Source organism: Shimia haliotis, assembly GCF_900114415.1.
GTDB lineage: Bacteria > Pseudomonadota > Alphaproteobacteria > Rhodobacterales > Rhodobacteraceae > Shimia > Shimia haliotis.
The window spans coordinates 462,815-485,299 of sequence record NZ_FOSZ01000002.1 but is presented as its reverse complement, the minus strand read 5'-3'; the positions used below and the strand labels follow the sequence as shown (position 1 = coordinate 485,299).

General features: G+C 59.6%; 21 protein-coding genes. 12 read left to right on the top strand and 9 right to left on the bottom strand.

Features of this window, described 5'->3' with window-relative positions; all coding sequences use genetic code 11:
• Positions 1–3: 3 nt before the first annotated feature.
• Positions 4–372: a tellurite resistance TerB family protein gene (locus BM069_RS07765; RefSeq protein ID WP_093322859.1), complete on the bottom strand. Its 369-nt coding sequence runs from the start codon at positions 370–372 to the stop codon at positions 4–6.
• A gap of 185 nt (positions 373–557) precedes the next feature.
• On the opposite strand from BM069_RS07765, the gene BM069_RS07760 reads away from it, so the two are divergent.
• The 3 genes from BM069_RS07760 (at position 558) to BM069_RS07750 (ending at position 5,200) form a co-directional block, all read left to right on the top strand.
• Entirely contained in the window at positions 558–2,207 is a 1,650-nt protein-coding gene (locus BM069_RS07760) for a lysine--tRNA ligase (RefSeq protein WP_093322518.1), read from the top strand.
• A gap of 143 nt (positions 2,208–2,350) precedes the next feature.
• Complete coding sequence (locus BM069_RS07755; RefSeq protein WP_093322516.1) at positions 2,351–2,758, top strand: DUF4864 domain-containing protein; 408 nt, start codon at positions 2,351–2,353, stop codon at positions 2,756–2,758.
• Positions 2,759–2,917: 159 nt separating this feature from the next.
• On the top strand, positions 2,918–5,200 hold the full coding sequence (locus tag BM069_RS07750) for a glycosyl hydrolase family 28-related protein (RefSeq protein WP_093322514.1): 2,283 nt from the start codon (positions 2,918–2,920) through the stop codon (positions 5,198–5,200).
• Here BM069_RS07750 and BM069_RS07745 read toward each other — a convergent pair.
• Entirely contained in the window at positions 5,197–6,084 is an 888-nt protein-coding gene (locus BM069_RS07745; RefSeq protein ID WP_093322857.1) for a DMT family transporter, read from the bottom strand. The two genes, BM069_RS07750 and BM069_RS07745, sit on opposite strands and share 4 nt — an antisense overlap.
• A 314-nt stretch (positions 6,085–6,398) precedes the next feature.
• Here BM069_RS07745 and BM069_RS07740 point away from each other — a divergent pair, with 314 nt between their 5' ends.
• The 3 genes from BM069_RS07740 to BM069_RS07730 all read left to right on the top strand — a co-directional run bounded on the left by BM069_RS07740 (position 6,399) and on the right by BM069_RS07730 (position 9,691).
• Positions 6,399–7,580, top strand: coding sequence for an aspartate aminotransferase family protein (locus tag BM069_RS07740; protein ID WP_093322856.1), 1,182 nt, complete (start codon positions 6,399–6,401; stop codon positions 7,578–7,580).
• Between the two features lie 12 nt (positions 7,581–7,592).
• Positions 7,593–8,519, top strand: coding sequence for an ornithine carbamoyltransferase (argF, locus tag BM069_RS07735; RefSeq protein WP_093322511.1), 927 nt, complete (start codon positions 7,593–7,595; stop codon positions 8,517–8,519).
• A 140-nt stretch (positions 8,520–8,659) separates the two neighbouring features.
• A complete protein-coding gene (locus BM069_RS07730) occupies positions 8,660–9,691 on the top strand; it encodes a 2-dehydropantoate 2-reductase (protein WP_093322509.1) in 1,032 nt (343 codons plus the stop codon).
• A 16-nt stretch (positions 9,692–9,707) separates the two neighbouring features.
• On the opposite strand, the gene BM069_RS07725 is transcribed toward BM069_RS07730, so the two are convergent.
• The 4 genes from BM069_RS07725 to BM069_RS07710 form a co-directional block, all read right to left on the bottom strand.
• Complete coding sequence (locus BM069_RS07725; protein ID WP_093322507.1) at positions 9,708–11,195, bottom strand: inorganic phosphate transporter; 1,488 nt, start codon at positions 11,193–11,195, stop codon at positions 9,708–9,710.
• Positions 11,196–11,309: 114 nt separating this feature from the next.
• On the bottom strand, positions 11,310–11,768 hold the full coding sequence (locus tag BM069_RS07720; protein ID WP_093322505.1) for an NUDIX hydrolase: 459 nt from the start codon (positions 11,766–11,768) through the stop codon (positions 11,310–11,312).
• Positions 11,769–11,855: 87 nt separating this feature from the next.
• The gene (gene hrpB, locus BM069_RS07715) at positions 11,856–14,303 is read right to left on the bottom strand and encodes an ATP-dependent helicase HrpB (RefSeq protein ID WP_093322502.1); all 2,448 of its coding nucleotides are present in this window, start codon (positions 14,301–14,303) and stop codon (positions 11,856–11,858) included.
• 39 nt (positions 14,304–14,342) lie between these two features.
• Positions 14,343–15,050 (bottom strand): DUF3108 domain-containing protein, encoded by a 708-nt coding sequence (locus tag BM069_RS07710; protein WP_170846702.1) that lies wholly within the window; start codon positions 15,048–15,050, stop codon positions 14,343–14,345.
• A gap of 73 nt (positions 15,051–15,123) precedes the next feature.
• Between BM069_RS07710 and meaB the strand changes: the two genes are divergently transcribed.
• On the top strand, positions 15,124–16,107 hold the full coding sequence (gene meaB, locus BM069_RS07705; protein ID WP_093322497.1) for a methylmalonyl Co-A mutase-associated GTPase MeaB: 984 nt from the start codon (positions 15,124–15,126) through the stop codon (positions 16,105–16,107).
• A 71-nt stretch (positions 16,108–16,178) separates the two neighbouring features.
• Here meaB and BM069_RS07700 read toward each other — a convergent pair whose 3' ends face one another.
• Entirely contained in the window at positions 16,179–17,159 is a 981-nt protein-coding gene (locus BM069_RS07700) for an L-threonylcarbamoyladenylate synthase (RefSeq protein ID WP_093322495.1), read from the bottom strand.
• Between the two features lie 81 nt (positions 17,160–17,240).
• On the opposite strand from BM069_RS07700, the gene BM069_RS07695 reads away from it, so the two are divergent.
• The 5 genes from BM069_RS07695 (at position 17,241) to BM069_RS07675 (ending at position 21,408) form a co-directional block, all read left to right on the top strand.
• Positions 17,241–18,962 (top strand): acyl-CoA dehydrogenase, encoded by a 1,722-nt coding sequence (locus tag BM069_RS07695; protein WP_093322854.1) that lies wholly within the window; start codon positions 17,241–17,243, stop codon positions 18,960–18,962.
• Positions 18,962–20,008, top strand: coding sequence for an MBL fold metallo-hydrolase (locus BM069_RS07690; RefSeq protein ID WP_093322493.1), 1,047 nt, complete (start codon positions 18,962–18,964; stop codon positions 20,006–20,008). The genes BM069_RS07695 and BM069_RS07690 overlap by 1 nt, the downstream gene beginning before the upstream one ends.
• 12 nt (positions 20,009–20,020) lie before the next feature.
• Positions 20,021–20,470, top strand: a complete 450-nt coding sequence (locus BM069_RS07685; RefSeq protein WP_093322490.1) for a DUF6173 family protein — start codon at positions 20,021–20,023, stop codon at positions 20,468–20,470.
• Between the two features lie 139 nt (positions 20,471–20,609).
• Positions 20,610–20,744, top strand: coding sequence for an aa3-type cytochrome c oxidase subunit IV (locus BM069_RS07680; RefSeq protein ID WP_093322488.1), 135 nt, complete (start codon positions 20,610–20,612; stop codon positions 20,742–20,744).
• A gap of 16 nt (positions 20,745–20,760) precedes the next feature.
• On the top strand, positions 20,761–21,408 hold the full coding sequence (locus BM069_RS07675) for a hypothetical protein (RefSeq protein ID WP_244503560.1): 648 nt from the start codon (positions 20,761–20,763) through the stop codon (positions 21,406–21,408).
• Between the two features lie 14 nt (positions 21,409–21,422).
• On the opposite strand, the gene BM069_RS07670 is transcribed toward BM069_RS07675, so the two are convergent.
• Positions 21,423–21,749: an AzlD domain-containing protein gene (locus BM069_RS07670; RefSeq protein ID WP_093322485.1), complete on the bottom strand. Its 327-nt coding sequence runs from the start codon at positions 21,747–21,749 to the stop codon at positions 21,423–21,425.
• Complete coding sequence (locus tag BM069_RS07665) at positions 21,746–22,471, bottom strand: AzlC family ABC transporter permease (protein WP_093322482.1); 726 nt, start codon at positions 22,469–22,471, stop codon at positions 21,746–21,748. The genes BM069_RS07670 and BM069_RS07665 overlap by 4 nt, the downstream gene beginning before the upstream one ends.
• Positions 22,472–22,485 lie beyond the last annotated feature (14 nt).

Here is a 22,485-nt window from a genome sequence, read left to right as displayed (position 1 = left end):
GGATTACACCATATGGCGGGCGCGGGCGCCCCATTCGATGCCGGCGGCGTGCAGGCGGTCGATGTTGAGCTCGTAGCGGATTTCCTCAAGCAGACGCAGCTCGGGTTCCGCCAGCGAACCGTCGGCGGCGGCCACGTCGCAGGCCAGAGCATAGGCTGTTTCATAAAGCCGCTCGTCGAGCCCCTCGCGGACCAGACCAAACAACGCGGCAAGGCCGTCTTCCTGTTCAAACAGATCAAAGACGATCTGGCTGATCACTTGCAGGCGGTCGGTGTCATATTCGGCAAAGATCGGCAGGTTGTTGAGGGCCACCTGAATCTTGAGAAGCTCCGCGGTGCGGATGTTTTCGTCAGAGGCCGAAATGGCGATCATCACGGCGACAAGGCTGTCTTGGGGCGACAGGGAATGGGGTAGGTCTTGAGTCACTGTGTGATCCTTTGCAAAGCAGTGTTGCAGTGCAGAATATTGACTGCGATGGTCAGGGGCAATAGGAAGCGGCGAACCTTTGGACGCAATGGTGTTTCCGAGGGTGTTTTCCTTTGAACCGGAGAGATCCTATGTCTGAACTGCGCGACGCAGCCCTTGTATCGAAAGCCTGGCCCTTTGAAGAAGCGCGCCGGTTGCTCAAACGGTATGAAGGGAGCAAGGACAAGAAGGGTTATGTGCTGTTTGAAACCGGCTATGGCCCGTCAGGTCTGCCGCACATCGGCACCTTCGGCGAAGTTTTGCGCACGACCATGATCCGCAAAGCGTTTGAAGCGATCTCTGAGGTGCCGACTCGGTTGATCTGTTTCTCCGATGATTTGGATGGCATGCGCAAAGTGCCCAGCAACGTGCCCAACCCCGAGTTGCTGGAAGATCATTTGCAGCGTCCGCTGACATCTGTGCCGGATCCGTTTGGAACCCACGCGAGCTTTGGCGATCACAACAACGCCATGCTGCGACGTTTTCTGGATACCTTTGGCTTTGAGTACGAGTTTTATTCGGCCAAGGAGTTCTACGCCTCGGGTCAGTTTGACGAGGTCCTGAAGCGTGCCGTGGAACGTTATGACGAGGTGATGGCGATCATGCTCAAGTCGCTGCGCGAAGAACGTGCGGCGTCCTATTCGATCTTCCTGCCGCTGCATCCGGAAACCGGTCGCGTGCTTTATGTGCCGATGAAGAAGGTGTGTGCCGAGACCTATACCATCACCTTTGATGACGAGGACGGCAAGGAATGGACCCTGCCTGTCACCGGCGGCAATGTGAAGCTGCAGTGGAAGCCGGATTTTGGCGCGCGCTGGGCGGCGCTTGGGGTCGATTTCGAGATGTATGGCAAGGAACACGCCACCAACGAAAAGATCTATGACGCGATCTGTCGTGTGCTTGGGGGGCGGGCGCCGAACCACTTCTCCTATGAATTGTTCCTCGACGAGAACGGCCAGAAGATTTCCAAATCTTCGGGCAACGGCGTGTCGATTGACCAATGGCTGACCTATGCCTCGACCGAGAGCCTGAGCTATTTCATGTACCTCAAGCCGAAAACCGCGAAGCGGATGCATTTTGATGTGATCCCCAAGGCGATGGACGAGTATCACCAGCAGTTGCGGGCCTATCACACGCAGGATGTGAAGGCGCAGTTGAACAATCCGGTGTGGCACATCCATTCCGGCGACGTGCCGCAAAGCGATCTGGTGGTGAGTTTCTCCATGTTGCTGAACCTTGCCAGCGCGTCCTCGGCCGAGGACACCGCGACGATGTGGGGGTTCATCAACAAATACGCCCCTGATGCCACTGCGGAAACCCACCCGGGCATGGATGCGGCGGCGGGCTATGCGGTGCGCTACTTCAACGATTTTGTGAAGCCGGCCAAAGTGTATCGCGCGCCCGACGAAAAGGAACGCGCGGCGCTGGAAGATCTGAGCAATGCGCTGGGCTCGGCAGAGACCGCGTTGGCGATGATTGCTCGCAAGAACGAGCTGGTGGGCAACGAAGACCCGCTGCCGGAGGCGGATTTCGACAACGAGGAATTTTTGCAGTCGATCGTTTTCGCCGTGGGCAAAGTGCATGGCTTTGAGCCGCTGCGGGACTGGTTCAAGGCGATCTATGAAGTGCTGCTGGGCGCGAGCCAAGGGCCGCGGTTTGGCGGTTTCATCGCGCTTTATGGCGTGGAAGAGACACGCGATCTGATCAACAAGGCGCTGGACGGCGAGTTCGTAGCCGACTGATCCAAAGGACTGCGTCTGATGACGCAGACAGGTTTTGCAAAGGCCCGCTTTGGCGGGCCTTTGGCCGTTTTGAGCCAAGCGGTCGGGAGGGGGGCGTGATCCGAAGGGCGCGTTCCGGCGTAGTCTTCGCAGGAGGATGCGCCATGAAACATTTATTGCTGGCTCTAGTGGTTATTGCGGGATTGTCTCGGGAGGTTGAGGCGCAGCAAAGCGCCGCGGGAGAGATCGAGGGGATCATCAGCCAGCAGATGGATGCGTTTCAACGCGATGATTTTTTTCAGGCCTTCGGGTTTGCGGCCGACAACATCCGGCGCATGTTCGGCACGCCGGAGAATTTTGGCGAGATGGTAAAGCGTGGCTATCCAATGGTGCATAGGCCGACGGATGTGCGGTTTGGCACCCTGCGTCAGGAAGGCGATGCGCTGTGGCAGCGCGTCTTGGTGCGTGACGAAGCAGGCGCGCTGTATGTGCTGGATTATCTGATGGTGCCGACAGACGTTGGCTGGCGGATCGCGGCGGTGCAGATGATCACCACTGACGAGAGCGCCTGATACCCCACCACTTCCGAGATCCTTGGCGATGCAACGCGCGGTGGGAAAGCCGCGCGTTAATTTTGTCTGCGCTATGCCCTTTAGGCCGCCTTGATTGCGGGCGTGCGGGGTGAGGACTTGGGACGGGTTGCGCGGGGCGCGGCGCGCGGAAAGGGCAAGATGAACAAGGCGATAACCGATGGTCTGGTGTTGATGCCAACGCCGTTTGTGGACGGGTTGGATGTGTGGTCGAGCGAGGATGGCACGGCAGGATCGGACACGTATGACGGGGCTGCCAATGCGGCCTATGTGCCGGCAGATAGCGATTTTGGCGGCTGTCTGGAGCTTCTGAAAACGCAAGGCACGCAGCGCCTGCGGTACATGGGGCAGACACCGATTTTGCCCGGGTGTTATCTGCGTATCACGGCACGGGTGAAGGCGATCAGCGGCAACCTTCCTACGGTGAGGATTGCGGGATTTGCCGCCACCGCTGGCGGTGGGCATGTGAGCGGATTGTCCGAAGTGGGCGGCGACGTGACCTTGCAGACGTATGGATCGGTTGTCGAAGTCAGCGCGATTGTCGGCAGCGGTGCCCGTGGGGGTGTCGATATGGTCTGGGGTGCCACGCCGGCCTATGGGCATTTCGGGCTTGATCTGACGGGGCCCAACGGCGGCGTTGTGCGTGTGGATGATCTGAGGATCGAGGACATCACCGGCGCCTTTCATCGGGACATGATGAATTGGGTGGATGTGCGCGATTTTGGGGCGGTGGGCGATGGCAGCACCGATTGCGCAGCCGCGTTTGAGGCGGCGGATGCGGCGGCGGATGGCAAACGGGTCTTGGTGCCTGAGGGAGTTTATTTTCTGGGCAGCAGCGTGACCTTTGAAAACCCCGTGGAATTTGAAGGCACGCTCAGCATGGGGACCGGCTCCATCCTGTCTCTGACCAAGAATTTTGATCTGCCGACCTACATCAACGCTTTTGGCAACGAAGAGCTGGCCTTCAAGAAGGCGTTTCAATCGCTTTTGAACAACGCGGACCATGAAAGTCTGGACATGGGGGGGCGACGGATCACCATTACGGAGCCGATTGATTTGCAGGGGGCGGTGCCCAATCGCGGCAGCTATGCGCAGCGGCGCCATATCGCGAACGGGCAGTTTTACGTCAGCGGGGACACTGCGTGGGAGCCGGATGTGGTGACGTCGCAGGCGACCTATGCGACCTCGAACGGGCGCACATTGCGCAATGTGGCCAATGTCGCGAATATTCAGGTGGGATCCTTGGTGACGGGCAATGGCGTGGGGCGCGAGGTGTATGTGCGTGCGGTGGATGTACCGACGCAGGAGGTGACGCTGAGTCAGCCGTTGTATGATGCGGCGGGAACGCAGAATTACACCTTCACTCGTTTCAAGTATATTCTTGATTTCAGTGGTTTTTCCAAGGTCAGCGCCTTTTCGATTTTGGATGTGGAATTGCAGTGCAATTCAAAGGCCAGCGGGATTTTGTTGTCTCCGTCCGGTGTGGCGTTCCACTTTCGCGACAGTTTTATCACGCGCCCCAAACATCGCGGGATTACCTCGTGCGGCGAGGGGTGTCAGGGGTTGTTGGTCGACCGGTGCCAGTTCATTACCCATGAGGGCGGCGTGCCCTCGCAGGATCGCATCAGCGTGGCGATCAACTGCAACGCCAATGATTTCAAGCTGCGCAACAACCGTGCCAGCCAGCTCCGGCATTTTGCCGTGATCGGCGGCGAGAATGCGATGGTGACAGGCAACCATTTCTTTCAGGGCGATGACGAGACCGACGGGGTGCGCACTGCGGGGATTGTCTTTGCCCAAGGGTTCACCTCGGCGACCTTTGACGGGAACTATGTCGATAACGCCTTTTTGGAGTGGTCCAACGAATATGACAACGAGCCGGACTTTTCCGGCGGGTTCTCGTTCGGGTCGCTGTCGATCACGGACAATGTGTTCCTGTCAGGCGATGTGGCGCCGTGGTTTGGCTATATCGTGATCAAGCCGCATGGCAGCGGGCATTTCATCACGGGATTGAATGTCACCGGCAACAAGTTCCGGTCGATCAACGGCACCATTGATCGCGTGGATCGGGTGGACACGAGTTTCTCGGATCTCGACATGAGCAAGGGCAAGAACATCCTGTTTGCGGGCAATACCTTCCACAATGTGGTGACCGCGGCGCACAATCCCTTGCGTGTGGCGCATGATCAGAACACGCACCAAAGCACATGGACCGTACGCACGGCGGGCAAACTGCCGTTTGGTGGCCGCGCGCGGGGAGTCGATGGTCTGGTGCCGACCAGCAAGCTCAAGAACACGGCCAATGTGACCGTCTATGACATGCCGAATGTGAACCTTGAGCAGGGCAGCGACGGCAGCGAAGTCGATTTGCGCTGGGGCAATTCCTATGCCGGCGACATGACCGTGATTGTGCGTATGGACTAGGGAAGCGGGCGCGGTCTAGGGCGGGCCTCGCGCCAGACAAGGATGGCGGCGGCGGTGAGGATCATCGCCGCGCCGATGTAGGATACGGAATCGGGCAGTACCGAGAACACCAGCGCGTCATAAAGCGCGGCAAAGGCCAGTGACGTGTAAAAGAAGGGCGAGACAAAGCTCGCGTCCGCCATGCGCATAGCGTTCACAAAACAGGTTTGTGCAGAGGCCATGAGCGCGCCGATGCCGGCGAGCGCGGCCCATTGGGCGGCGTTTGGCGATTGCCAGACAAAGCTGACGGCGATGGTCGCGATGGTCAGGCCGATGGCGTTGTTTACAAGCAGGATCTGGAAGGGTTTCTCGCGCCCTGACAGCAGCTTGATGCAGATGAGTTCTCCTCCCAAAGCGCAGGCGGCCCCCAAAGCAAGGAGGGCGCCGAATTCCAGGGCACCCGAGCCGGGGCGGGTGAGAACCATTGCGCCTGCAAAGGCGAGAACGGCGGATCCCCAGCGCCATGGGCCGATGCGTTCCCCGAGGAAGGGAATCGCAAGAAGCATGCCAACCACGGGGTTGAGAAAGCTGATCGCGGTGGCGTCGCTGAGGGGAATGAAGGCGGCGGCGGCAAACATCAACGTGACACCGCCCCATCCCAAAGAGGAGCGGCCGATGTGCAGTCTCCAGTTCGGGCGACTGAAGCGCGGTCGCAGGACGGTGGCAGCCGTGGCGAAGATCATAAAAGCAAAGAGAAAACGTCCGTGGCTGACCTGTAGCGGATGCAGAGCTGGGCCGAGTGCGCCTGTTCCGAGCGCTTTGGCCAGCAGCGTTGTGCCTGCAGCAAAAGCGGAGGCCGCGAGCGTCAGGGCGGCGGCAATGGCGGGGTTGGGGCGCGTGTCCATAGGAGCGTTATGTGGGTCGCGCCCGTGCGTGGCAAGCGTTGTAACTTGCGTGGCGGAAAAGGCGTCCGAATTGCGCAAAATGCATCCGATTTGAACAAAGTGAAAGAACGGGCTTTCCATTCGGTGGTATTCGGTTTAGGGAAGCGGCATGATCAAACTCCGTCATATCCTGTCTGAGCGACGCCGACGCCTTAGCGCGTAACCGGCCCTTGATCTCATGTGTCTAAATATGACACGAAACCCCCTATTTTTGTTGACGAAACCGCCTCTGACTTTCACTTATTGAGGCTCACTCTTTGAAAAGGATGATCGCGATGATCCCCTCCGTTTTGCCGACCTATAACCGTGCTGACCTGACCTTTGAGTCGGGCGAAGGTAGCTGGATGATCGAAGCGGACGGGCGACGTTTTCTGGATCTGGGTGCGGGGATCGCGGTCAATGTGCTGGGCCATGCCAATCCGGTGCTGGTTGAGGCGCTGACGACGCAGGCCAACAAGCTCTGGCACGTGTCCAACCTGTATAATATCACGCAGCAGCAGGCCTTGGCAGACAAGCTGGTGGCGGCGACGTTTGCGGATACGGTGTTTTTCACCAATTCGGGGACGGAGTGCTGCGAACTGGCGGTCAAGATGGCGCGGAAATACTGGCACGACAAAGGTCAGCCGCAGCGGGTCGAGATCATCGGCTTTGAGGGCGCGTTCCATGGCCGGAGTTCGGCCGGTATCGCGGCGGCGGGCAGCGAGAAGATGACCAAGGGGTTTGGTCCGCTGTTGCCGGGATTTGTGCATGTCGGCTGGGGCGATCTGAAGGCGCTTGAGGCGTCGATCACCGAAAACACCGCTGCCGTGATTGTGGAACCTGTGCAAGGGGAAGGGGGTATCCGCCCCATGGAGGATGCGGACCTCAAAGAGTTGCGCGCGATCTGTGACGAGGCGGGCATTCTGTTGATTGCGGATGAAGTCCAGTGCGGTGTGGGCCGGACCGGCAAGTTGTTCGCGCATGAATGGGCCGGAGTGACGCCGGACATCATGATGGTGGCCAAAGGCATTGGCGGCGGCTTTCCATTGGGTGCGGTTTTGGCGACCGAAGACGCGGCGAGCGGCATGGTTGCGGGCACGCATGGGTCGACCTATGGCGGCAATCCGTTGGCCTGTGCCGTGGGCGGCGCGGTGATGGATGTGGTGACGGATGAGACTTTTCTGGAGGACGTGAACCGCAAAGCAGGTTTGTTGCGACAGAAGCTGGAAGGGCTGGTTGCGGCGCATCCGGACGTCTTTGAAGGCGTGCGCGGGGCGGGGCTGATGCTGGGTCTGAAATGCGCAAAACCGGCCTGCACCGATGTGGTGGCAGCGGGATATAACAACGAGGTGATCACCGTTCCGGCGGCGGACAATGTGGTGCGGCTTCTGCCGCCTCTGAACATCACTGATGACGAAATCTCCGAGGCGGTGAACCGGCTTGACAAAGCGGCGGCGCAAGTGGCGGCGCAGGCATAAGGAACTGAGAAGATGAAACACTTTCTGGACATCAACAAAACGGACGTGGCCGATCTTCGGGGCATGATCGAGAGCGCAAAAGCGATCAAGACAGCGCGCAACGGCCGCCCGAAAGGGGCGCCGGATGACGATCTGCCGCTGAAGGATCACATGGTTGCCTTGATCTTTGAGAAGCCGTCGACGCGGACCCGTGTGAGCTTTGATGTGGGTGTGCGCCAGATGGGTGGTCAGACCATGGTTCTGTCGGGCTCGGAAATGCAGCTTGGCCACGGGGAAACCGTGGCGGACACGGCCAAGGTTCTGAGCCGCTATGTGGATATGATCATGATCCGGACGTTTGAAGAGGCGACGCTTCTAGAAATGGCCGAATATGCGACGGTGCCGGTGATCAACGGGCTGACCAACCGCTCGCATCCTTGTCAGATCATGGCGGACATTCTGACGTTTGAAGAGCACGCGGGCCCGATTGCGGGCAAAAAGGTCGTGTGGTCAGGCGATGGCAACAACGTGTTTGCCAGCTTTGCCCATGCGGCGGGACAGTTCGGATTTGACCTGACATTTACCGGACCCGAAGTTCTTGATCCTGAGGCGGGGTTCCTTGAGGAAGCGCGCGCCAAGGGTGTGAACGTTGAGATCGAACGCGATCCGGCAAAGGCCGTAGAGGGCGCGGATCTCGTGGTGACGGACACTTGGGTCAGCATGCACGATGCGCCATCCGCGCGCGAGCGGCGGCACAACCTTTTGCGCCCGTTTCAGGTGAACGAGGAACTGATGGGCAACGCCAAGCCTGACGCTCTGTTTATGCATTGCCTGCCCGCGCATCGGAACGAAGAGGCCACGGATGCCATCATGGATGGCCCGAACTCTGTGATTTTTGATGAGGCCGAGAACCGCCTGCATGCACAGAAGGCGATCATGAAGTGGTGTTTGGAAAACTGATAGACTGAAATCAGATCAGAACGCAGGCGCTCCGGAAGTCCGGGGCGCCTTTTTGCATTTTGCCCTTTAGGTTGTGCCGCAAAATGGACTTTAATCGGGTCAAGATGTCTATGTGCGGTCAATCCGCGTTGGGAGATGGTATGTCAGATCAGGAGCAAAGACCGTCGGGGCCACCGCGAATTGTGGTGGCCGGTGCGGGCAGCGTTGGCTGTTTTGTCGGCGGCATGCTGGCGCGCGGCGTGCAGGATGTGACGCTGTTGGTGCGGCCCTATATGCTGGAAGAGATCGCGCAGCAGGGGATATTGCTTACGGATTTTGCGGGGCTGGATGAGGCTTTGCCGCCGGATGCGGTGAAGCTCGTGCTGAAGCCCGAGGCCCTTGCGGAAGCGGATATTATTCTGGTGACGGTCAAAAGCGGTGCCACGGCCGTGATTGCCGAACAGATCGCCTCCTTTGCGTCAAAGGATGCTATCGTGGTGTCGTTGCAGAACGGCACCCAGAATGCGGGCCTGTTGAGGGAGCGGTTGCAGGGATGGGACGTGCGCGCGGGCATGGTGCCGTTCAACGTGGTCGCGATGGGAGGCGGACGGTTTCACCGCGGCACAAGTGGCGACATCGTGATTGAAAAAGGCCTAGGACATGTGGCGCGCAAGCTGAGTGTTTCGGGCCTTGATGTGCACGAGGTCAAGCGAATGGCGCCGGTCCAGTGGGGCAAGCTTTTGATCAATCTCAACAACGGGTTGAACGCCTTGTCCAATGTGCCGCTGCGAAAGCAGATCATGGACATCCGGTGGCGACGGTTGATGGCGGACCAGATGACCGAAGCGCTGGCAGTGCTGGCCGCGGCGAGCGTGGAGACCACTAATCCGGTGACTGCGTCTGTGTCGATGACGATGGTGCCCAAAATCCTGCGGTTGCCGACATGGGCGTTTCGTTGGGTTGCCAAGGCGATGTTGGCGATTGACCCCACCGCGCGCAGTTCCATGTGGGAAGATCTGACAAAAGGTCGGCTGACCGAGATTGACGAGTTGCAGGGCGTGATCGTCGCTTTGGCGCATCAACATGGCATACCTGCCCCGATCAACGAGCGTGTGATGAGCCTGGTTCGTGACGCGGAGAACGCGGGCCATGGGTCGCCCGCTTTGATGCCGGCGCAGGTGCGGGGCGACTGAGCGCCCCGCGGTTTTGTTAGCCTACCATTGCGTTCAGCAAGAGGAAGATCAGGCCGGACATGATGGCGGCGGCGGGTACGGTGATGACCCAAGCGGCGACAATTGTCATGAAGTGGCTGCGGCGCACCAATTTGCGGCGGCGGCGCTCTTCCGGTGCAAGTAGCGGAATGTGAGGCAAGGGGCGAGTCGCTGCCAGCTTGCGGCGGCGGCGTTCTGTGTGCCATTCGCGGTAAAAGCCCACGCCGAAGATGCCGCCAACGGCAATATGGGTGGAGCTGACCGGCAGGCCCAACCAAGACGCGACGATCACAGTGATCGCGGCCGAAAGTGCCACGCAATAGGCGCGCATCGGGTTCAGTTTGGTGATCTGTTCGCCAACCATGCGGATCAGCTTCGGGCCAAACAGGAATAGACCGAAAGAGATGCCCAAGGCCCCGATGATCATGACCCAACTTGGGATCGCCACTTTGGCGGCGATGTCACCGAATTGCGACGCGTGCACAATGGCCGCCAGAGGGCCAACCGCGTTGGCCACGTCGTTTGCACCATGTGCAAAGGACAGCATGGCAGCGGAGAACACCAGCGGCAAACCAAACAGAACTTTGAGTGATTTGTTGCGGTTCTCAAGGCCTTCGGATTGGCGATGGATCATCGGACGGGTGACGAAATATGTGAGAACACCAATCACAAGACCAATGATGAGCGACGTTTCGATGTCGATTTTCACAACGCGCTTGAGGCCTTTGAGCGCCAGGTACGAAGAAAACGCGGCGGCCATGATGGCAACCAACACCGGCACCCATTTGCGGGCAGCGGCGATTTTATCGTCTTTGTAGACGATGTTGGCCTTGATGAAGGCGAGGAACGCAGCGGCGATGACACCGCCCAAAACCGGGGAAATTACCCATGATGCAGCGATTTTGCCCATCGTTGGCCAGTTCACCGCGGCAAAGCCCGCAGCGGCAATACCGGCGCCCATGACGCCACCTACGACTGAGTGGGTTGTGGACACAGGTGCGCCGACCCATGTCGCGAGGTTGACCCAGAGCGCCGAGGAGATCAGCGCCGCCATCATCGCCCAGATGAAGATCTGGGTGGTCTGCATACCTGAGGGGTCGATGATGCCTTTGGAGATGGTAGAGACAACGTCACCGCCGGCCAGCAGCGCGCCTGCGCTTTCGCAAATGGCGGCAATGGCGATGGCACCGCCCATGGTCAAGGCGTTTGCACCCACCGCGGGACCCATATTGTTGGCCACATCATTGGCGCCAATGTTGATCGCCATATAGGCGCCGAACACGGCGGCCGCGATGATGATCATGCCGCTGGTGTCGGTGCCAAAAACAAAGCCCGCGAGAACGCCGGCGATAACGATAAATGCAAGCGCGATGCCAAAGCCCACCAACGGGCGCGAGACATATGCGGTTCCTGCTTCCAGATAGGAGAAGCGGTGAAGATCGCGGTCCAGTGCAGACCATTGTTTGCCGTGTTTGGGGGCAGCCATGACAGAATCCCTATGCCGAGTTGGCGCAAGGGCTAACGGCAGAGCCGAATTTTTTCAACGGTTCTGTTAGGAAACTGTCATGAAAGCGACAAGCTTAGGCTCAAAAGCCATAAGTCAGATGTCGCGCAATAGGGCCTGAAGTTCGGGTTCGTTGACCATATCTGCGGCATCATCCGGGCGCACCCATTTCCGGGTCCGCTCATCAGATTCCGGAAATTTATCTAACATTTCTGTCACTTGCGCCTCAAACACCTTGACCTCAACAGGCAGTTCCAGACCGCTGTCCAGACGTTTGTCGTAGCCATAAGTCCCCACCGGAGAGGTGTTCATATTGGCCTCACGCACACCGGCCTCTTCCCAAGCTTCCTGAAGGGCGGAGCCGGCTGCATCCATGCCGCGAATGGGCCAGCCCTTGGGCAGAACCCATCGGCCTGTGTCGCGGGACGTGACCAGAAGCACTTCGCGATGACCGCCGCGGCTGCGCAGACACAGAGCCGCCACTTGCAGACGCCGTGGGCGTTGCAACAGCGGGGCAAGCACGCTGTCGTAGGCTCTTTTGAAGGCGCTGGTCATTGGTCTGCTCTGAGTATTGGCTGTCGTTTTTTTGGTTGTTTGAAATGTATATACGTTCGCTGTGCGAAAACGTCAAGGCGTGGCCGCTCAGGAGGGCTTGCGCCGCTTTGCCCGCAGGGTCGGGTCGGCCTGCGTGGGGTCTTCGGGCCATGGGTGTTTCGGGTAGCGACCGCGCATGTCCTTGCGAACGTCTGCATAGGAGCTGGACCAGAAACCCGGGATGTCCATCGTGGTTTGCACTGGCTTCTGCCCCGGCGACAGCAAGGTCACGCGCAGTGGTGTGTTGCCGATCTTCGGGTGGGTGGTCTGGCCGAAGAGTTCTTGCAATCGCAGTGTGATTTCCGGTGTTTCTCCTGAGTAGTCGATGGGGATTTTCCGATCGAGTGGTGTGGTGAAATGCGCGGGGGCCAGACGGTCCAACAGCTGCATCTGGGGCCAGTCCAGCCGTGCGCGCAAGGCGTCCAACAGGTCAAATTTTTTCCAATGGTCTGCGGTTTTGACACCAGAAAGATGCGGCAGGAGCCAGTCATCGATGCTGGCCAAAAGCGCGTCGGGCGTCATGTCAGGAAGGTCATGGCCGGCGGTGCGGATCAATTCAACACGGGCAACAAAACGTTTGGCTGCCGAAGAAAGCGTGATGCCAAGATCACGCACCCCGTCCAGCATGGCACTGGCGACCGCGTCGTCCGGTGCGTCTTTCCAAACGCGGTCATCCAAGGCAATCGCGCCCAACATTTCCTGTCGGCGTGCAATCACGCGGCGCTCGCGTTTGGACCAAGTGCAGGTGTCCTGCCAAGCAATTTGATCGGAGAAAAGGTTGCGCAGTTGGGCTTCGCTGATCTGGATGGCCTGACGGATGCGCGCCTCGCGCGGGTTGCCGTCGGTGTCGGTCACGACGATCAGGCGGGCATTGGCCAGCGGATCGCCGTCGTCCAGAACGGCACCTTTGCCACCTGATAGTACAAACCGCGGGGTGTCGCCCTTGCGGCGCAGGCCGATGCGGTCGGGATAGGCAAGCGCCGCCAACTCTTCGGGGGAGAGGTCATCAGCTTTGACGTCGCGGGTGGAGCGGCGCAGGCGCTTTGCTTCGTCGCGGATGGTGGCGAGTGCATTGCGGTTGACGCCAAAGGGGCGGCGATCGGTGAAGGTTTTCAGATCGTCGAGCGCTTCAAGGCGGAGGCCGAGGTCCACTGGCGCGCCTCGGGTCAGCGGATCGCGCGCGGCGAGCAACGCCGTGACGGGAGCGGCTTGTGGGCCGGCCACAGCCATCACATGAGCAAGACGTGGGTGCAAGGGCAGGGCGGCAAGCGATTTGCCGTGGGGTGTGATGCGATTGTCCGCATCCAGTGCGCCGAGCATTTGCAAGACGGTTTGCGCTTCGGCGTAGCTGCCGGTGTTGGGCGGGGTCAGGAAGGCCAGATCGTCCGGTGTCGCTCCCCAGAGAGCCAGTTCCAGCGCGAGGCCGGTGAGGTCGGCGGCTTCGATTTCGGCGGGTGGGAAGGGCAGAAGGCCGCCTTCTTCGCCTTTGGTCCACAAACGGTAGCAAGTGCCCTCGGCCACGCGGCCTGCGCGCCCCTGTCGTTGTGTGGCTTCGGCGCGGGTGACGCGTTCGGTGACAAGGCGTGACATGCCGGAGCCGGGATCAAAACGCGCGCGGCGTGCGCGGCCGGCGTCGATCACTACACGGATGTCCTGGATGGTCAGAGAGGTTTCTGCAATGGAGGTGGCAAGAACCACTTTGCGGCCTGATTGGGCGGGCCGGATTGCGGCCTGTTGGTCTTTGAATGGCATTGCGCCAAAGAGCGGATGCACAGAACAGTCCTCTGGCAGGCGCAGGGCGGATTGGGTGCGGCGGATCTCGCCTTCGCCCGGGAGAAAGACCAGCACGCCGCCCTCGGTTTCGCTAACGGCCTTTTCGATCAGGCGCGCGGTGGCGTCCTCAAGGCGGTCCTTTTTGCCCAAAGGCCTGTCGATCCAGCGGGTTTCGACAGGGAAGGCGCGCCCCTCGGAGGTGATGACGGGGACCTCGCCCATCAGCGCGGCCACAGGTTCGGCGTCAAGCGTGGCTGACATCGCCAGGAGGATCAGGTCATCGCGCAGGGCGTCGGCGATTTCCAGACAGAGCGCAAGGCCAAGGTCGGCATTGAGCGAGCGTTCGTGAAATTCGTCAAAGATCACCGCGCCGATGCCGGACAATTCTGCATCCGACTGGATCATGCGGGTCAGAATGCCTTCGGTGACAACTTCGATGCGGGTGGATTTGCCAACTTTGCTTTCTCCGCGCACGCGGTAGCCAACGGTCTCGCCGGCTTTCTCTCCCAGCGTTTGTGCCATGCGTTCGGCCGCAGCACGCGCAGCAAGGCGGCGGGGCTCAAGCATCAGAATGCGGCCGTTGGTTAGGCCCGCATCAAGCATCGCCAAAGGAACAACGGTGGTTTTGCCGGCGCCAGGGGGCGCTTGCAGCACGGCACGGTTGGTGTCGCGCAGCGCGGTGATCAGCGGATCAAGGGCGTCGTGGATCGGCAAAGTCGTCATGGGCGACTTATCGGACAGCGAAGGCTTGGCGTCCAGAGGCTACTCCTGACGCAGGAGCTTTGCCTTGCCGTGGCGCGATGTGAGCCGGATTTCTTGGGCCTGCCACAGGCCGTCCTGACGGTGGTAGGTGATCGAGAGGGGCGAGGTTTTTAACTCGGCGAGTTCGTCAGCGGAATAGCCACCGATGCGATCGTAGGTTCCGGAACATTCCACGTGATCGCCTGCGTCATTGCGGGTTCGCAGGTTGATGCGCACAAGGCGGGTGCCGTCAAATTGGGTTTCATTGATAGTGCAGAGCGTGGCGTCTGACTGGTCGCGGACGGTCAGGAGCATCATCGACATGGGATCGAGCGCACCACGTTTTGCAGCGTTTGAGATCGGCGTTTCGGGGTCTTGATCTCCGGCTATCTTGATTGGCAGTCCCCCCTGAAACCGCAATTTGGTCTCAGACACGCGCCGTCCGGTGTCGATAAAACCGTCATAGGCCATGGGCAGGAGGTCGGCGCCGCGCGGTGTGCCGTGGGCTGCAATGGTGAACCGGATGCGCCTGAGAACACCGGCAAGACCTGTGGTTTTGAACGTGCCATTGCCGTTGTAGGTCGCAGGCGTGCTGGTGGACCGGATCTTGAGTTCGCCAACCTTGAGGCCAAAGGCGTGCACCGACCAGAGCTGCGCCTGATCGGCAAGGAGTGGCGCCGGAGCCGCAAGCCAAACGCCAAGGGCGATGTTTCGTGCAAGTTGTCGCAATGAATGGCCTCGGGCTGGACAAGGGCAATGGGGGCGGGGCATGAACGGGCTCAGACTAAAATCGGGTGACGGTATGAATATCGCAGACTTGCGAGACAGGATATTGAACCAAGAGCGTCGCGCGCTGGCAAGAGCGATCACGCTGGTCGAGAGCGCACGTGAGGATCACAGAGCGCAGGCGGCGGAGCTGTTGGACGGGCTGCGTGGTGCAGGGCGACAGGCGTTGCGCATCGGTCTGTCGGGCACGCCGGGGGTGGGTAAGTCCACCTTTATCGAGAGCTTTGGCATGATGCTCACCGCGCAGGGGCTGCGGGTTGCGGTGCTGGCGGTGGATCCGAGTTCGGCGCGCTCCGGCGGGTCGATTCTTGGCGACAAGACACGGATGGAACGTTTGAGCCGCGACAAGAACGCTTTTATCCGGCCGTCCCCAAGCCAGACCCATCTGGGCGGGGTGGCCCGGCGCACCCGGGAGGCCGTTGCGCTTTGCGAAGCTGCGGGCTTTGACGTGGTGCTGATTGAAACCGTGGGGGTCGGGCAGTCAGAGACCGTTGTTGCCGAAATGTCGGACCTGTTCCTGCTTTTGTTGGCACCAGCGGGCGGAGATGAACTTCAGGGGGTCAAGCGCGGGATCATGGAAATGGCGGACGTCATTTTGGTGAACAAGGCGGACGGGGATCTGAAGCCGACCGCGATGCGCACCTGCGCGGATTATGCGGGCGCGCTGCGTCTGCTGCGCAAACGGCCACAGGATCCTGAGGGTTTCCCCAAAGCGATGACCGTGTCAGCGCTGGAGGAAGACGGGCTGGCTCAGGCGTGGGAAGAGATGCAAAGCCTCACTGGCTGGCGCAAGGAGAATGGTCATTGGGAGGGGCGACGTGCGCATCAGGCGCAGTATTGGTTTCACGAAGAATTGCGTCAGGCCTTGCTGGCGCGGCTTGAAACCAAAGAGGCGCAACGTTTGGTGGCTGCAGCCGGTGCCGAGGTGGCCGCCGGCGACATGGCCCCCACGGCAGCGGCGGAGAAAGTGCTTGGTGCGCTCGGCATCACCCAGACCTGAAGCCACCGTATTTCCTATTGCCGAAAATACCTCGGGGTGAATTGGCCGCAGGCCAAGAGGGGCTGGCCCCTTTACGACCGTGGAGCAGCGGCGCGGCGCAGGCGGTCGTTGATTGCACGTCCCAATCCGGTTTCGGGAATTGGCGAAACAGCGATGGGGGCATTACCTGATTGATCCAGAGAGTGCAGGTGGTGAAACAGGTTGGCCGCTGCTTCTGTCAGGTCGCATGCTGGGCTGAGGTTGAGGGTGGCGTTCTGGACATTGCCAAACCCAAGCAGCCGTTCGCCTTTGTCAATTTCGCGGGCATTCAGGCGCACTTTGGCGCCGGGTGCGTAGTGCGACGTCATCTGGCCGGGCGCGGTCAACGGATCGCCGTCCTGATAGCGGGTCAAGGTCGTGCCAAGTGCCGCCTCCAGTGCTTCCTGCGGCAGGCCACCGGGGCGCAGCAACGTCGGTGTTTCGCCAAGCCCGAGAATGGTGCTTTCGACACCCACATCACAATCGCCGCCGTCCACCACGGCCTCAATCCGGCCTGTAAGGCCGGCAAGCACATGTGCGGCTTTGGTCGGGCTGATCCGGCCGGACGGGTTGGCGGAGGGCGCGGCGACCGGCCCGCCAAATCTTTCCAGTAGAGCACGGGCCACAGGATGCGCCGGAACACGAATGGCCAGTGTCTGCAAATCCGCTGTTACAAGCGGGCTGAGGCCGCTGTCGGGGCGCAATGGCAGAACCAGCGTCAGCGGGCCGGGCCAGAACGCGGCAGCCAATCGATCAGCCTCATCGTCCCAAATGACGTAGCGTTTTGCCAGCTCCACGTCCGGTACATGCACGATCAGCGGATTAAATCGGGGGCGGCCTTTGGCCTCAAAGATGCGGGCCACAGCCAGATCATTGCGCGCGTCTGCGCCAAGCCCGTAAACGGTCTCCGTTGGAAAGGCCACCAGACCGCCAGCGTCCAGAAGGGTTGCTGCACGGGCAAAGCCCGCCTTGTCTGCTGTCAGCGTTTGCGTATCCAACGGGCGGCCTCCTGTGACGCTGCGTTCTTCTGTCATAGGGCCCTTTCGCCCCTTACCGTAACGCGAAATGCTGCATACAAGCCGCAGCAGTCAATGCCAAGCCTGCCGGAGATTTTCATGCCGTTTCGCGCCCCAGTAACCGATTTTCAGTTCCTCTTCGATCATGTCGTGGACTTTGCAAGCGTGACCGCCACCGAGCGGTTCGCAGATGCCGACAAGGAAACCACTGATGCCATTTTGCTGGAAGCCGGCAAAATGGTCGAGGAAGTCATGGCCCCTGTGAACCGTGGAAGTGACCTTGAGGGCGCCGTTTTGGAAAACGGCAAGGTGCGCACTTCGCCGGGCTTCAAGGAGGCCTATCAGAAAATTGCCGAGGGCGGGTGGATTTCCACCAGTGCGGATCCCGAATACGGCGGCATGGGTTTGCCGCATTCGATCACCACTGCTGTGAACGAAATGATGGCTGCGGGATGTCTGTCGCTGCAACTTGCGCCGCTGATGACGCAGGGCCAGATCGAAGCGTTGGAGCACCATGCCTCTGATGAGATCAAAGACCTTTACCTGCCCAAGCTGATTTCCGGTGAGTGGTCAGGCACGATGAACCTGACCGAGCCGTCTGCCGGTTCTGACGTTGGTGCGTTGAAGTCCAAGGCTGAGCCGAATGGCGACGGCAGCTATGCGGTGACGGGCCAGAAAATCTTTATCAGCTGGGGTGATAACGACATCACCGAAAACGTCTGTCACCTTGTGTTGGCACGCCTTCCAGATGGTGTTTCCGGCACCAAAGGCATCAGCCTGTTTATTGTTCCCAAGCTGCTGCCCGACGAGAATGGCAAGCCAGGTGTCGCGAACACGCTGGGTGTGGTCAGCCTCGAGCACAAGCTCGGTCTGCACGGGTCTCCAACAGCAGTGATGCAATTTGATGGCGCCAAGGGCTGGCTTGTGGGCGAAAAACATGACGGCATGAAGTGCATGTTCACCATGATGAACAATGCGCGTCTGGGCGTTGGTGGTCAGGGTGTTGGCGCGGCCGAGGCGGCGTTTCAGCATGCGCTGGGCTATGCCTTGGACCGCAAGCAGGGCCGTACTCCTGTGGGCGATGGCACCGGCACCATTCTGGATCACGCCGACGTGCGCCGCATGCTGGCGGGCATGAAGGCCGACATTTTTGCGGCTCGTGCGATCGAGATGTCCTGCGCAGTGGCGATCGACATGAACACCGCAACAGGTGACAAAGACTGGAAAGCCCGCGCGGCGTTCCTCACGCCGATTGCGAAATCCTTTGGCACAGAAGTCGGCATGGATGTGGCCCATCAGGGTGTGCAAGTGCATGGCGGCATGGGCTTTATCGAGGAAACAGGCGCGGCGCAGTTCAGCCGCGATGTGCGTGTGACCGCGATTTATGAAGGCACCAACGGCATTCAGGCGATGGACCTTGTGGGTCGCAAGCTGATGGATGGCGGTGACGCGGCCTATGCCATCCTTGATGAGATCGAAGATTGCGCCGAGAAGGTACGCGAGAGCATGTCCGAACTGGCCGAGCCGCTTTGGCAGGCCACGGAGACTCTGCGAGAAGCCACCGAATGGATGGTTGCGCAGAGCGACATGAACGAGCGGTTTGCCGGATCTGTGCCGTTCCTGATCGGTTTTGCCCGTGTATTGGGCGGGTATTTCCATCTGAAAGCGGCAATTGCGGAAGGTGGAGAAGGTGCGCGCAGCAAGCTTGCGGCGTTTTATATCAACAGGTTGCTGCCGGAACACTCCGGACTTCTGGAGCAGGCCATGCAGGGTGCAGCCGGAATTTATGCGCTGAGCGCGGAAGACTTGGGAGCCGCTTAATGAGCGACGGATCGGCAGTAGGTATCAGATATCCATGGGAGACCCCTCCTGCAGCAGGTGAGGCCATTGAGGTGGCTGAGGGGGTTCTGTGGATACGTCTGCCACTGCCGATGGCGTTGGACCATGTGAATGTCTATGCGCTTGATGAGGGCGATCACTGGACCATCGTCGACACAGGTTTTGACAGCAAGAAAGGTCGCGCCATGTGGGGCGGCCTTTTGGCCGGTCCGCTGAAGGGCAAACCTGTTGGCCGCGTTGTGGTCACGCATCACCACCCGGATCATGTGGGTCTCGCGGGTTGGTTCCAGTCCGAGCATGGCGCGAGCCTTTGGACGACGCGCACGGCGTGGCTGTTTGCGCGGATGTTGCAGCTTGATGAGCAGGCGGTGCCGCGTCAAGAAACACTGGATTTTTATCGCAGCTGCGGCATGGACGAGGCGATCTATCAGGAGCGTGCTACCGAGCGGCCGTTCAATTTTGCCGATGTGGTGGCCCCGATGCCTTTGGGGTTCAAGCGCATCAAACAGGGCGATGTGATCGAAATGGGCGGGCGCGTCTGGGATGTGCATATCGGCAACGGCCATGCGCCCGAGCATGCAACGTTCTGGAGCCGCAGCGACAATCTGGTTCTTTCAGGCGATCAGATTTTGCCGTCGATCAGTTCCAATATCGGTGTGTACGCCACAGAACCGGAGGCTGATCCGGTCGCGGACTGGCTTGAGGCTTGTGAGCGCCTGTCGCTTTTGGCGCGGGATGATCAATTGATTCTGGGGGGGCACAAGCTGCCCTTTACCGGCGCGCCGATGCGGATGCGGCAGTTGATCGAGAACCATCACGGGGCCTTGAACCGCCTGCGGGATCATCTGGACACGCCAAAGACTGCGGCGGAGTGCTTCTTGCCGCTGTTCAAGCGCAACATCGAGGGCGGGGCCTATGGTCTGGCTCTGGTGGAGGCGCTTGCGCATCTCAACCATCTTTACCATGTTGGCATTGCACGGCGCACGGTTCGGGATGACGGCGCCTATTTGTGGCAACGTATCGACTAAAAGGCCCTAAGTATGAATGACGAGATCAAAACCACCGCCGAAGCAGTTGAGGCGGCGGCGCTTCCGCGTTTGCACGAAGTTCACACGGATCCGGACGCCACACAGGTGGAAGTGCCGGACGGGGTGAGCCAGAAGCCAGTGGCCCAAAAAAGCCCTGCGGAATGGGCCTATGAGCGGCTGGTGATGTATATCCAGAACTTTGAAAAGCAACTGGATAGCGACCACGAAATCGCGATGGGGTTCACCGGTGGCGAGGTTGGTGTGTTGCGCATTGAGGGTATGGGATTCTTTGACCCCGATATCGTCACGTTTTACGGCAGCGACAGCAACGGCATCAAAACCCAACTGGTGCAGCATGTGAGCCAGCTTAATGTGATGTTGCGGGCTTTGCCGAAACCGGCAGAAACGACAGAGGCGGCACGTATCGGCTTTCGCTTGGCGCAGGGCCTGGAAGCCTCATAGGCCTGTGCGTCATTGTCGTGGTGACAGGCCGGATTGAATCAGGTATTCAACCAAAAAGGTTGGGATCAGGGCAGTCTGATCCGAGGGAATTGAGTGCCTGAATTTGCATCAGGCGCAGCGAACAAGAGGGAACGCGACTATGGCGGAAAATGAACACGGCTCGATGGACATCAAGGTTCAGGAAGAGGCATTTGCGGGCTTTATCAAATGGTCGATCCGCGTATCGGTATTTTCCATTGGTGTGCTGATCTTCTTGGCGCTGTTCAACAGCTGATCGCGGGAAAAGCGTCATGAAATCGGTTTTGCGTGTGTGTGCTATCGTTGCGGCTGTGGTGTCATTGTCGGCTTGTACCGTGCGCAATCCGGTCAAGGAAAACTCGGCGGACGCGGCGGTTGCGGCGTCGCGCTATGTGCATGATGGCCCAACCCGCCTGACGCTTTATACGATGCGCTCCAACCGGACCGGACAAGGCGCGCATACGTCGCTTTTGATTAACGCGTCTGAACGGGTGGCGTTTGATCCGGCAGGCTCTTTCCGTAAGGAAGGGGCCATCGTGGCCAAAAACGACGTGGTCTATGGCATGACGCCATGGATGGTCGATCAGTACACCCGTTTTCACGCTCGTGAGACATATCATGTTGTGGTGCAATCCATTGACGTGAGCCCGCAGGTGGCGGAAATGGCGTTTCGCAAAGCGCAATCTTTGGGCCCGGTGCTGGAATCGCAATGCGCACAGTCCACATCGCAAGTGTTGCGCTCATTGCCGGGGTTTGAAGATGCCCCATCGACACTGTTCCCGATCAAACTGGAAGAGTATTTCGCGGCCAAGGGCGCGACTTATGAACGCTTGTTTGAGTATGACGACGACGACAAGTCCAAAGTATTGGCAACATTCACGCCGCAATACGAAGAGCAGCCCGTCAAGCCGACGAACTGATCGTCGCGGTTGCGTCAGCCCAAAAAATAGAGACCGAGAAATAGTGTCCCCGCGCCTGAAAAGATCGCGGCGAGGACGTTTTTCGTGAAATACCCCACCGCAAGTGTCACCAAAGCCGCCATCAGGCGCGCAGGGTCTGGCTGGCCATTTGTTGCGGCAGGCCAAAGAACCAGCGGCGCAACCAGCCCTGGCAGGACGGCGACGGCCGTATAGCGCAAGTGACGGAGCACCCATTCAGGCATTGCGCGGTCTCCGACGAGGCCGAGAAACAGAAAGCGCAGACCAAAGCTGCCAATGCCCATTGCGAAGATGATGATCCAAAGATCGCTTTTGTCGATCATTGCGCGTCTCCTTTGGCGGCATGGCGCACCATCCAGAGTTCCACCTGAGCGCCTGTCACCATGCCGGCAATACCTGCAACCATCAGGCCAAGGTTCCATGGTAAGAAGGCAAACCCGATCGCACAGGCCACCGAAACAAACGCGGCAGCGACATGAGCGCCGGTGCGCAGCATAGGGCCGATCATCGCAAGGAAGGTGATCGGGACGGCAAAATCCAGCGCCAGCGCGGGCGGAATGGACTGCCCGACCATGGCTCCGACCAGAGACCAAAGATACCAGTTTGGCAGGACGGGGGTGATGACACCGAAAAAGTAGGACGTCTTTTCGGCCAATGTCATGTCGGGGCGTTTTTCGAATTCCAGCGTGCTGAGAGCGTAGCTTTGATCAACCAACGTATACGCCACAAAAGCACGCCGCCAGAACGGGAGCGGGCCCAGATGAGGGGTCAGCGAGGCGGAATACATCGCCATGCGCAGATTCACCGCCAGAGCCGAGAGGATGACCACCAGTGTCGGAGCATTGTCATTCATCAGTTGCAATGCCGTGAACTGGGCGGCTCCGGCAATCACTACGGCGGAAAATGTCAGCGTTTCAAACACGGTAAGACCAGCCTCGGTGGCCACAACGCCGAACAACAGCGCAAAAGGTGAGACCACCAGAATGAATGGCAGCCCGTCGCGGACGCCGCGCAAGTAGGAGGAACGATCATAGTAGGACGTCATGGTGATCCGCAAAA

Excerpts from the sequence above, each read along its gene's own strand:
- BM069_RS07765 (WP_093322859.1), bottom strand. The coding sequence starts at position 372 with ATGATCGCCATTTCGGCCTCTGACGAAAACATCCGCACCGCGGAGCTT.
- BM069_RS07760 (WP_093322518.1), top strand. The coding sequence starts at position 558 with ATGTCTGAACTGCGCGACGCAGCCCTTGTATCGAAAGCCTGGCCCTTT.
- BM069_RS07755 (WP_093322516.1), top strand. The coding sequence starts at position 2,351 with ATGAAACATTTATTGCTGGCTCTAGTGGTTATTGCGGGATTGTCTCGG.
- BM069_RS07750 (WP_093322514.1), top strand. The coding sequence starts at position 2,918 with ATGAACAAGGCGATAACCGATGGTCTGGTGTTGATGCCAACGCCGTTT.
- BM069_RS07745 (WP_093322857.1), bottom strand. The coding sequence starts at position 6,084 with ATGGACACGCGCCCCAACCCCGCCATTGCCGCCGCCCTGACGCTCGCG.
- BM069_RS07740 (WP_093322856.1), top strand. The coding sequence starts at position 6,399 with ATGATCCCCTCCGTTTTGCCGACCTATAACCGTGCTGACCTGACCTTT.
- argF (WP_093322511.1), top strand. The coding sequence starts at position 7,593 with ATGAAACACTTTCTGGACATCAACAAAACGGACGTGGCCGATCTTCGG.
- BM069_RS07730 (WP_093322509.1), top strand. The coding sequence starts at position 8,660 with ATGTCAGATCAGGAGCAAAGACCGTCGGGGCCACCGCGAATTGTGGTG.
- BM069_RS07725 (WP_093322507.1), bottom strand. The coding sequence starts at position 11,195 with ATGGCTGCCCCCAAACACGGCAAACAATGGTCTGCACTGGACCGCGAT.
- BM069_RS07720 (WP_093322505.1), bottom strand. The coding sequence starts at position 11,768 with ATGACCAGCGCCTTCAAAAGAGCCTACGACAGCGTGCTTGCCCCGCTG.
- hrpB (WP_093322502.1), bottom strand. The coding sequence starts at position 14,303 with ATGACGACTTTGCCGATCCACGACGCCCTTGATCCGCTGATCACCGCG.
- meaB (WP_093322497.1), top strand. The coding sequence starts at position 15,124 with ATGAATATCGCAGACTTGCGAGACAGGATATTGAACCAAGAGCGTCGC.
- BM069_RS07700 (WP_093322495.1), bottom strand. The coding sequence starts at position 17,159 with ATGACAGAAGAACGCAGCGTCACAGGAGGCCGCCCGTTGGATACGCAA.
- BM069_RS07695 (WP_093322854.1), top strand. The coding sequence starts at position 17,241 with ATGCCGTTTCGCGCCCCAGTAACCGATTTTCAGTTCCTCTTCGATCAT.
- BM069_RS07690 (WP_093322493.1), top strand. The coding sequence starts at position 18,962 with ATGAGCGACGGATCGGCAGTAGGTATCAGATATCCATGGGAGACCCCT.
- BM069_RS07685 (WP_093322490.1), top strand. The coding sequence starts at position 20,021 with ATGAATGACGAGATCAAAACCACCGCCGAAGCAGTTGAGGCGGCGGCG.
- BM069_RS07680 (WP_093322488.1), top strand. The coding sequence starts at position 20,610 with ATGGCGGAAAATGAACACGGCTCGATGGACATCAAGGTTCAGGAAGAG.
- BM069_RS07675 (WP_244503560.1), top strand. The coding sequence starts at position 20,761 with ATGAAATCGGTTTTGCGTGTGTGTGCTATCGTTGCGGCTGTGGTGTCA.
- BM069_RS07670 (WP_093322485.1), bottom strand. The coding sequence starts at position 21,749 with ATGATCGACAAAAGCGATCTTTGGATCATCATCTTCGCAATGGGCATT.
- BM069_RS07665 (WP_093322482.1), bottom strand. The coding sequence starts at position 22,471 with ATGACGTCCTACTATGATCGTTCCTCCTACTTGCGCGGCGTCCGCGAC.